Here is an 8,272-nt window from a genome sequence, read left to right as displayed (position 1 = left end):
ATACTGCCGACCCGACCGATCTCCACCCCGTTATAGGTCACCTTCGACCCCGGATCCATCACCAACCCCGCCCGCGCGGCCAGCATCGTCACCTGGGTGGTGGGAGTGAACTCACCACGGAATTGCGCGTACACCAGGCCGCCGAGAACCAGGCAGACGACCAGCACCCCGACGGCGATCCACTTGTACGGCGGGATTCGCTGGTCGTTGATCTGCAGCGGGCTCGCCGACGGCGTTCGTTCGGACATTGTCAGCGTTGCCCCTTGCGTCGGCGCCGCGCGCATCCCGATGCTGCGGCGGATCGATAGCCCGACTCGACATCGGTATCCGGCGGCTGTGCACCCAGGTGCAATGCCGAGCCGCGAAGAATGTACCTCGACGGGCAGGGGTTGTGCGAACCGGCGTTCGCACAATCGGAATCGCTTTGCTGTCGCGACTTCCCACGACGGGCGGCGGCCGACCTTATTCTGAGCGGGTGTCGAGCCCCGTCGCGTCGCAGCCGTCGCCCGGGCGCTGGCACGCGATCGGCCTCGCGGCGCTGCTGTGGCTGCTCGCCCTCTACGCGGCGAAGGCCCACTTCGATGCCGCCCCGGTGGATTCGCGGGTGTACTGGTTTCTCGGCGCCGTCGCCGTCGCGGCCGGCACCGTCGCGCTGGTCGGGCGGGTTCGCGGCTGGCAGAGCCGGCGCGGCCTGCTCATCGGCTGGCCGGTGGCGTCGTTGGCCGTCACGACGGTTACCGGCGCCCTGGCGGTCGGCGCCACGCGGGAGCTGCCCGGCGCCATCACGATCACGTTCGCCTACATCGGCCTGACCTGCCCGCGCTGGCGCTCACTGGCGATGGTGCCGCTGGGCGTGGCCGCCCTCGCCGTCGGCGGGCACAAGCACCTCACCCACGACGCGGTGACCCTGGTGCTGGCCGCCACCATGTGGGTCCTGGTGGCCGAGGTCCCGGCCTGGCTGGTTGCCCGCCTCGAAGAGCAGAGCGCGTTGCTGCGCAAGATCGCGCACACCGACGCCCTGACCCAGTTGCTCGACCGGAGCACGCTCGGGCCACAGCTGTCGGCGCACGCCAACGGGTCCGCCGTCGTGCTAATCGACCTCGATAACTTCAAGCGCTACAACGATACTCACGGGCACGCCGCGGGCGACGAGGTGCTGGTGGCGTTCGCCGGTGCGCTGCGCCGCGCGGTGCGCGACGGGGACCTGGTGTTCCGCATCGGCGGCGACGAATTTTTGATCCTGCTCGTCGGCGCCGACCGGGCCGCCGCAGGGCACGTCCTGGAACGGCTGCGCCACACCTGGGCGGCGGTCGGTGAGCCCGTCGGGTTCAGCGCCGGGATCGCCGCCGAGGAGCAGGATCTGATGCGGCTGGCGGACGAGCACATGTACGCCGAGAAACGCTCGCGCGACCTGTCCGCCGATTGATTCTGGTTGAGCGAAAAGCGGTCGGGCCGGGCGCAATTCGCCCCGGGTCGGACGCGGGTCTACCCTCGGTGAGAGGCTCACGGAAAGGCAGGCCATGCTCGCAGCATTCGGATTCGAGACCCTGGGCGTCGTGGTCGGGGACATGTTCTTCGTCGACCCCTCCCCCAACGAGGGTCAGGAGACCCCGGAACGGGGCGTCCGCCTGGAACTTCGGCTCGTCGACCGCGCCGAGCCGCACGGCTCGATCTACGCCGGCATTCCGATCTCGTTCGCGCGTCCCGTCTGGCGGGTCGACCTGTTCGGGTCCACGGAGAGCCCGCCGGGAACGCTGGACCGCGCGCACCACCACCCGCGCTTCAACGGCTGGGAGCCCGGGCGTCGTCACTTCGTGCCCGAGCTGTCGGCCGACCCGGTGTCCTGGCTCGCCGGTGAGCTGGCCGACCCGGCCGCCGTGCTGAGCCGGGCCGGCGTCGACCCCGACGAGGTCAGCGACGCCGATAAGGCCGGCCTCGCCGCGGCGGCCCCGGAGATCGTCGCTGCCGTGAAGCGGTTGCTCGACGGCGTCCGCGACGGTGAGCTGGCGCCCGCCCCGCCCGAGCCGGTGGCCGCCGCGCGCACCGGTTGGCTCTGACGCCCGGCGGTTTGAACCGGCGTGCGCGGGCAAACCTGCTACCCCGACCACCCCACCACTAAGAGGCGGCACAGAATGCACGCAACCCTCAAGGCCGGCGCGGGCCTGGCGCTGCTGGTCGCCCCGAGCCTGGTGGCCCCGGACGCTGCCGCCGACGCCACCACGTTCGTGCCGCTGAGTTCGGTGTTGCGGCGCTGCGACTTCGGTCAGAGCGCCTTCAGCCCGCAGACGCCGCGGACGGGCTACGCGTCGGGCGAGACCGTCATCCGGGTCAGCGGCGGCACCGTGGTCGCCGACGTGCACCTGGTCAACACCGACCAGCCCGGGAGCCACTACGACGTGTCCCTGGTCCAGCTGCCACGCTCGTCCGCGGCGACCTGCGGCCCCGGCGACCCGGGCGTGGTGTCGGCGGGCCTGGACCTCGACGGGGCCGGTCAGGCGCACGTCACGTTGCAAAACGGCATCCAGCCCGGCGCCACGGGAGCGTGGGTGAACGTCAGCCGCCCCAACCCGCACTCGCAGAGCCCGCAGGAGTACTACACCTCCCAATTCGTGGTGCCGATCTGACGGGTTAGCGTCGTAGCGTGACCCTCAACGACATCGCCCTGACCACCCTCGACGGCAAGGCCACCACGCTGGCCGAATTGTCTGGCGGCGCAACGCTCGTCGTCAACGTCGCCTCCAAGTGTGGCCTCACCCCGCAGTACACGGCACTGGAGAAGCTCGCGAAGGACTACCGCGGCCGCGGCCTGACCGTCGTCGGGGTGCCGTGCAACCAGTTCATGGGCCAGGAGCCGGGCTCGGCCGAAGAGATTCAGGAGTTCTGCTCGACCACCTACGGCGTGACGTTCCCGCTGCTGGCCAAGACCGACGTCAACGGCGCCGACCGGCACCCGTTGTACGCCGAGCTGACCAAGGCCCCCGACGCCGGTGGCGAGGCCGGCGACATCCAGTGGAACTTCGAGAAGTTTTTGGTGGCCCCCGGCGGTGAGGTGGTCAACCGTTTCCGCCCCCGCACCGAGCCCGACGCCCCCGAGGTGATCAGCGCCATTGAAGCGGTGCTGAGCCGGTAGGGACTCAGTGTCCGCTTCTCGGATTTGAAGGCTCCCGCGGGCATTAGTGCGCCCGCGCATCGGTGTAGAACACCTCGACGGGCAAGACGCCCCGCAAGCTTTCGGCCATCTCAGCGGAGAACCGCAGCAGCGCACCCAACGGGCGGTGATGGATCGCGACGCGCTTGACGGCGCCTGCGCTGTCGTGGGTGAGCACCGTGACGCCCTCGTAGACCGTCGCACCGTCGACGGACACCGCGCGCCATTCGCTGTAGGTCGTGGCCCCGGTGGTCGCCGGGTTGCGGAACACGATCTCACGGTACAGCCGGCTTCCCGCAGTCATGATGGCTTGCACGGCTTTTCGCCCGACGGCCGGTTCGCGGATGGCCGACGCCTCCAAGACCACGTCCTCGGCGAGCAGTGCCGCGAACGCCGCGGGGTCCTTGAAAGCCGCCGACCAGTTGACGGACAACGGCACGGGATCCTGTGTCACGTAACGACCTTTCACTTGCGCGCCGCGCTCGTGGAGTCCTTCGCGCTTACCAGAATCCAAGCATCGGAAGCTGAGTAATGCAATAGTTAGTCAGTTAGGAGGCCGCGGTTTCGCTACCACCGCCCGTCTCGGCGATGAACAACCGGAGGCATTGGTGCTGCGCCTGCGCGAATTCATCGCCGAGACATGCTTCGAGCCCCGGACCTCGGGAGGAATCCTCGGAGCGCTTCGGCATGGATGAGGTGCTCATCGATGTGTTTCCCCGCGGACGCGATGGCCGGGTAGCCCAAGCTTTTCACCGCGGCGGCGTCGGACCTGGCGGCATGCTCTGCGGGCTTCTCGCGCCCGTCACATTCGCGCACCGAGCTACCGAGCGGCTTTACGATCACGGAGGGGAGTCGGAACCGGTTCCCGACGAACCCGTTGGCTGACGGGAGGGAGCACCGTGCCCTATTCCTCCGAGTTCGAGGGCTTCACGCTCTATTACGAGCGCTCCGGACAGGGTGTCCCGGTCGTGCTGATCCACGGCAACCCCGGTGACCACCGCGAGTACGCCAAGATCGTCCCGCAGCTCGCGACCAAAGCCGACGTCACCGCGATCGACTTGCGTGGCTACGGCAAGTCCGACAAGCACGTGCACGACCCGAGCGCCTACGCCCTCAGTCGCCAGGCCGGCGCCGTCGTCGCGCTGCTCGACGAACTCGGAATCGACAACGCCGTGTTCGGCGGGTACGACGTCGGCAGCTTCACCGCCCAGACGATCGCGGTGACGCGGCCCGATTTGGTGCGATCCCTGGTCATCGCACCGCCCACGCTGGGGGTCGGGCGGCGGATCCTCGAGGAGGACGCCGTGAACGCGTTCCTGCACGCCATCTTCTACAAGTCCGAGCTGGTCGAACAGCTCATCGACGGCAAGCCCGACGCCGTCCGCGCGGCCCTGAAGGAAAACTTGGTGAAGTGGTCGGCGCCCGGATCGACCGTCGCAGACGAGCTCCTGGACCACCTCACCGAAAACCACTCGGCTCCCGGGGCGTTCCTGGCCGGCGTGCTGTGGTTTCGCAACCCCGAAGGCAACCCGATCACCTACTACGCCAACGAGACGACGCCGGCGCGCGAGGACAGGTTTGCCAAGCCGATCACCATCTTGTGGCCCGACCAGGACCCGCTGTTCCCCCAGGCCTGGAGCGACACCCTGGACGACTTCTACGCGGACTTCACCCTCGAATACCTGGACGGCTGCGGCCATTTCAGCCCGTTGGAGGCGCCCGAGGCCTGGACCAGGCACCTGCTGGACCACCTCGGTCGCTGAGCTGCGGCTCCGGCGACTTCGCCGGTCCCCCGATTTATCCGCCGGGCATGAAAAAGGCCCCCGGAGAAATCTCCGAGGGCCATTTCCGCTGGTAGCGGGGACAGGATTCGAACCTGCGACCTCTGGGTTATGAGCCCAGCGAGCTACCGAGCTGCTCCACCCCGCGTTGGTGAATGCCAGGTTACCGAACCGGCATCACGGCGACCAAATCGCGCGGTCAGGGCGTTGCGACGGCGAGATTGCCGCCATGGCTGCGGCCGGGCCCCGATCGCGACCATGGCGGCAATCTCGGCGCACCACGAGGGCGCGAACACCCGCGACACGAGGGCGCAATAGGAGGGCGCAACTCCCGCTCAGTTAGTGCGACGGCGGCCGCAGCCCGTAGCGCCTCGCGACGTCGTCCATCCAGGGCGGTGATCCGTAGGTCAACCCGTACTTGTCGGCGAGCGCGACGAAGTCCGGCGACTCGTGCAAGACCTCGCTGAGCGGGTGCTCGAGCAGCAGCTCGCCCAGCTCGCGAAAGTAGTTCTCGAAGCCGCCCGGGGTGATGATCTCGATGATGCGGCCCGGCTCGCTGCCGGCGTTCCACATGGCGTGCATCTGCCCGCGGGGCTTGGTGATGTAGCCGCCCGGCCCCAGGACCACCTCGGTGTCGTCGGACCGGAAGCCGATCTCGCCCGCCAGCACGATCGAGTGCTCGTCCTCGCGGGTGTGCCGGTGCGCCGCGGTGAGCAGGCCAACCTCGAACGGGTGCTCGACGATGGACACCTCGCCGCCGTTGCTGGTGCCGGACAGCTTGAACACCGCCCCGAATCCGGGGAGGGCGACCCGCTCGCCCTCCCCCGGCCGCACCACGCTGACCCCGATCTCGGTCATGCCACCGACACCGCCTCGGTCGGCACCGCTTCTTGGGCGGGCCACAGCGGCTGCGGGACCTCGACACCGAACGGCTTGCCCCAGCCATTGCGGGACGAAACCTGGTGCACGGGATGGCGATTCGCGGCCACACCCCACTTGCCCCGCGGGTAACCCAACGCCAGCATGGCCGACATCGTCCAGCCTTGCTCGACGGGCACGCCCAGCAACTCGTCGACCTTGTCTTCGAAGTTGCGCAGCACCATCGTCATGACGCCACCGACCCCCTCGGCGCGGGCGGCGAGCAACGCACTCCAGATGGCGGGATAGATGTTGGCGCCCCCGAGGTCGTCGATGGCGAAGACGAAGAGCAGCAACGGGATCTCTTCGAAATGATCGGCCAGGTAGTTCCCCGAACCTTGCATGCGCCGCATCGTCTCGGCATGCGCGGCCGGATCCGCCCCGGGAGCCGTCGCGACCATCGGCCCGGCCCCGGCCTTGAACTTCTCGTACTCCATGGCGCGGGCCTGCCGGAACAGGCCGGCGAATTCGCCGATGAGCTCTTTGTCGTCCACCGCCACGAAGTGCCAGCGCTGGGTGTTGCCCCCGTTCGGGGCGCGCACGGCCGCATCGAGGATGCGGGCCTGGGTCTGCAACGGGATGGGGTCCGGCCGCAACCGCCGCATCATCCGGGTGGTGTACAAAGCCTCGTAAACGTCCATCGGTCAATCCCTTTCGTCATTCCGGCCAGCTGTTGTTCAGGATCTCCTCGACGAAGTCGACGCGCTGGAAGGTGGGGTCGAAGTGCGCCAGCACGTCGTCGTTCATGGTGCCGAAGGTGGTGTCCGGGCGGTGCTTCATGCCGTCGTTGAACGCCGCCAGGATGCGGTTCTTGAAATCCGGTCGGGGGTGCGCGGCGGTCACCGCGGCCAGCGCCTCGGGATCCAGGTGCTCGCGGCCCAGACCGATGACGTCGACCTCGACGCCCGCTTGAACCAGGGCGGTCTCGGGCGAAAGGAACTCCGGCACGCCGGGGGTGGTGTGCAGGGCAATGCCGAGCCACACCTTCTCGGCGGCGGCCGGTTCGATACCGTGGCTTGCCAGGAAATCGCGCGCCGCGTTGGCCCCGTCGACCTCGAACCGGATGGCGGAGTCGCGGTAGCGCTCGGTGAGGCCGATGTCGTGGAACATGGCCCCGACGTACAGCAGCTCCAGGTCGGGCCGCAGCCCGCGCCGCTCGCCCTGCAGGGCGCCGAAGAAGAACACCCGCCGCGAGTGGTGGAACAGCAGGTCGTCCTCGGCGTCGCGGATGAATTCGGTCGCCTCGCGCGCCAGCGCGGTGTCGGGTACTCGGATGCCGGCGACGGTGTCGATCGAGCTGGTGGTCATGGCTTGCCTCCTTGGTGTGCTGGTATCACCAAGCATGCGGCCGCGCGGCCCGCCCGACCGTGTCCGTTTCGGCCGTCTTCACCACAGAAACCGACATAATGAGTGCATGGCAGCGCGAGTGGTGGTGATCGTCGTCTTCGACGACGTGACGCTGTTGGACGTCGCCGGGGCCGGGGAGGTGTTCGTCGAGGCGAACCGGTTCGGCGCCGACTACCGGCTCAGAATCGCCTCGGTCGACGGCCGCGACGTGACATCGTCCATCGGCACGAAATTAGGTGTGACCGATCGCCTTTCGGCGATCGAGTCCGCCGACACCGTCCTGGTGGCCGGCAGCGACGCCCTGCCCGCCCGCCCGAGCGACCCGGCGCTCGTCGAGGCCGTCCGCGCGATCGCGGGGCGCAGCCGGCGGATGGCGTCCATCTGCACGGGCTCGTTCATCCTGGCGCAGGCCGGGCTGCTGCGCGGCCGGCGCGCGACCACACACTGGAACAACGCCCGCTCGCTGGCCCGCGCCTTCGCCGACGTCACCGTGGAGCCGGACGCGATCTTCGTCCGCGACGGTGATGTCTTCACCTCGGCGGGCATCTCCTCGGGCATCGACCTGGCCTTGGCGCTGGTCGAGATGGATCACGGGCGGGACCTGGTGCGCGACGTGGCGCGCTGGCTGGTGGTGTATCTCAAACGTGCCGGCGGCCAGTCGCAGTTTTCGGTGCTCGTCGAGGCCGAACCCCCGCCGCAGTCACCGCTGCGCGCGGTCACCGACGCGATCGCCGCCGACCCCGCCGCCGACCACGGCGTCGCGAAGCTCGCGGCGCGGGCGGCGTTGAGCACCCGGCAGCTGACCCGGCTGTTCAAGACGGAGCTGGGCACGACGCCGGCGCGCTACGTGGAATCGGTGCGGGTCGACTTCGCCCGCGCCGCCATCGAAGACGGCCGCTCCGTCGCCGAGACCGCCGGCGTGGCGGGCTTCGGCAGCACCGAGACGCTGCGCCGGGCGTTCCTCAGTCACCTCGGCATCAGCCCGAAGGCCTACCGCGACCGGTTCCGCACGGCCTGCGCCTGATCGGGCGCTACTTGGTGTTGTTGTACTTGGTGAACGCGTCGTCCAGGCGCTGCA

General features: G+C 69.0%; 10 protein-coding genes, 1 tRNA gene and 1 pseudogene. 6 read left to right on the top strand and 6 right to left on the bottom strand.

What is annotated here, in order from left to right; genetic code table 11:
• A pseudogene (locus A5714_RS06415) lies at positions 1–248 on the bottom strand (MCE-family protein MCE1A); the annotation flags it as partial.
• Between the two features lie 227 nt (positions 249–475).
• Here A5714_RS06415 and A5714_RS27480 point away from each other — a divergent pair.
• From A5714_RS27480 to A5714_RS06395, 4 genes are all read left to right on the top strand, one after another.
• On the top strand, positions 476–1,426 hold the full coding sequence (locus A5714_RS27480; RefSeq protein WP_068283922.1) for a diguanylate cyclase: 951 nt from the start codon (positions 476–478) through the stop codon (positions 1,424–1,426).
• Between the two features lie 94 nt (positions 1,427–1,520).
• Positions 1,521–2,057, top strand: coding sequence for a hypothetical protein (locus A5714_RS06405; RefSeq protein WP_068068751.1), 537 nt, complete (start codon positions 1,521–1,523; stop codon positions 2,055–2,057).
• 75 nt (positions 2,058–2,132) lie between these two features.
• A complete protein-coding gene (locus A5714_RS26990; RefSeq protein WP_068283919.1) occupies positions 2,133–2,624 on the top strand; it encodes a hypothetical protein in 492 nt (163 codons plus the stop codon).
• A 17-nt stretch (positions 2,625–2,641) separates the two neighbouring features.
• Entirely contained in the window at positions 2,642–3,130 is a 489-nt protein-coding gene (locus A5714_RS06395; RefSeq protein ID WP_068283918.1) for a glutathione peroxidase, read from the top strand.
• Between the two features lie 43 nt (positions 3,131–3,173).
• On the opposite strand, the gene A5714_RS06390 is transcribed toward A5714_RS06395, so the two are convergent.
• Positions 3,174–3,602: a nuclear transport factor 2 family protein gene (locus A5714_RS06390; RefSeq protein ID WP_156747194.1), complete on the bottom strand. Its 429-nt coding sequence runs from the start codon at positions 3,600–3,602 to the stop codon at positions 3,174–3,176.
• Between the two features lie 445 nt (positions 3,603–4,047).
• On the opposite strand from A5714_RS06390, the gene A5714_RS06385 reads away from it, so the two are divergent.
• Positions 4,048–4,911 carry an alpha/beta fold hydrolase gene (locus tag A5714_RS06385; RefSeq protein ID WP_068283910.1) on the top strand — a complete coding sequence of 288 codons (864 nt, stop codon included), beginning with the start codon at positions 4,048–4,050 and terminating at the stop codon, positions 4,909–4,911.
• Between the two features lie 89 nt (positions 4,912–5,000).
• Here the strand turns inward: A5714_RS06385 and A5714_RS06380 are convergent.
• The 4 genes from A5714_RS06380 to A5714_RS06365 form a co-directional block, all read right to left on the bottom strand.
• A tRNA-Met gene (locus A5714_RS06380) sits at positions 5,001–5,077 on the bottom strand.
• Between the two features lie 191 nt (positions 5,078–5,268).
• Complete coding sequence (locus tag A5714_RS06375) at positions 5,269–5,787, bottom strand: cupin domain-containing protein (RefSeq protein ID WP_068283907.1); 519 nt, start codon at positions 5,785–5,787, stop codon at positions 5,269–5,271.
• Positions 5,784–6,488 (bottom strand): nitroreductase family protein, encoded by a 705-nt coding sequence (locus tag A5714_RS06370; RefSeq protein ID WP_068068733.1) that lies wholly within the window; start codon positions 6,486–6,488, stop codon positions 5,784–5,786. Before A5714_RS06370 ends, A5714_RS06375 begins: the two co-directional genes overlap by 4 nt.
• Before the next feature lie 16 nt (positions 6,489–6,504).
• Positions 6,505–7,155: an HD domain-containing protein gene (locus tag A5714_RS06365; RefSeq protein ID WP_068283904.1), complete on the bottom strand. Its 651-nt coding sequence runs from the start codon at positions 7,153–7,155 to the stop codon at positions 6,505–6,507.
• A gap of 106 nt (positions 7,156–7,261) precedes the next feature.
• On the opposite strand from A5714_RS06365, the gene A5714_RS06360 reads away from it, so the two are divergent.
• A complete protein-coding gene (locus tag A5714_RS06360) occupies positions 7,262–8,218 on the top strand; it encodes a GlxA family transcriptional regulator (protein ID WP_197513580.1) in 957 nt (318 codons plus the stop codon).
• Positions 8,219–8,272: the final 54 nt, after the last annotated feature.

The sequence above is a fragment of the Mycobacterium sp. E2462 genome (assembly GCF_001672685.1).
Lineage (GTDB): Bacteria > Actinomycetota > Actinomycetes > Mycobacteriales > Mycobacteriaceae > Mycobacterium.
This window is presented reverse-complemented; position numbering and strand designations above follow the sequence as displayed.

Coding starts and splice junctions, on each gene's coding strand:
- A5714_RS06405 (WP_068068751.1), top strand. CDS start 1,521: ATGCTCGCAGCATTCGGATTCGAGACCCTGGGCGTCGTGGTCGGGGAC.
- A5714_RS26990 (WP_068283919.1), top strand. CDS start 2,133: ATGCACGCAACCCTCAAGGCCGGCGCGGGCCTGGCGCTGCTGGTCGCC.
- A5714_RS06375 (WP_068283907.1), bottom strand. CDS start 5,787: ATGACCGAGATCGGGGTCAGCGTGGTGCGGCCGGGGGAGGGCGAGCGG.
- A5714_RS06370 (WP_068068733.1), bottom strand. CDS start 6,488: ATGGACGTTTACGAGGCTTTGTACACCACCCGGATGATGCGGCGGTTG.
- A5714_RS06365 (WP_068283904.1), bottom strand. CDS start 7,155: ATGACCACCAGCTCGATCGACACCGTCGCCGGCATCCGAGTACCCGAC.
- A5714_RS06360 (WP_197513580.1), top strand. CDS start 7,262: ATGGCAGCGCGAGTGGTGGTGATCGTCGTCTTCGACGACGTGACGCTG.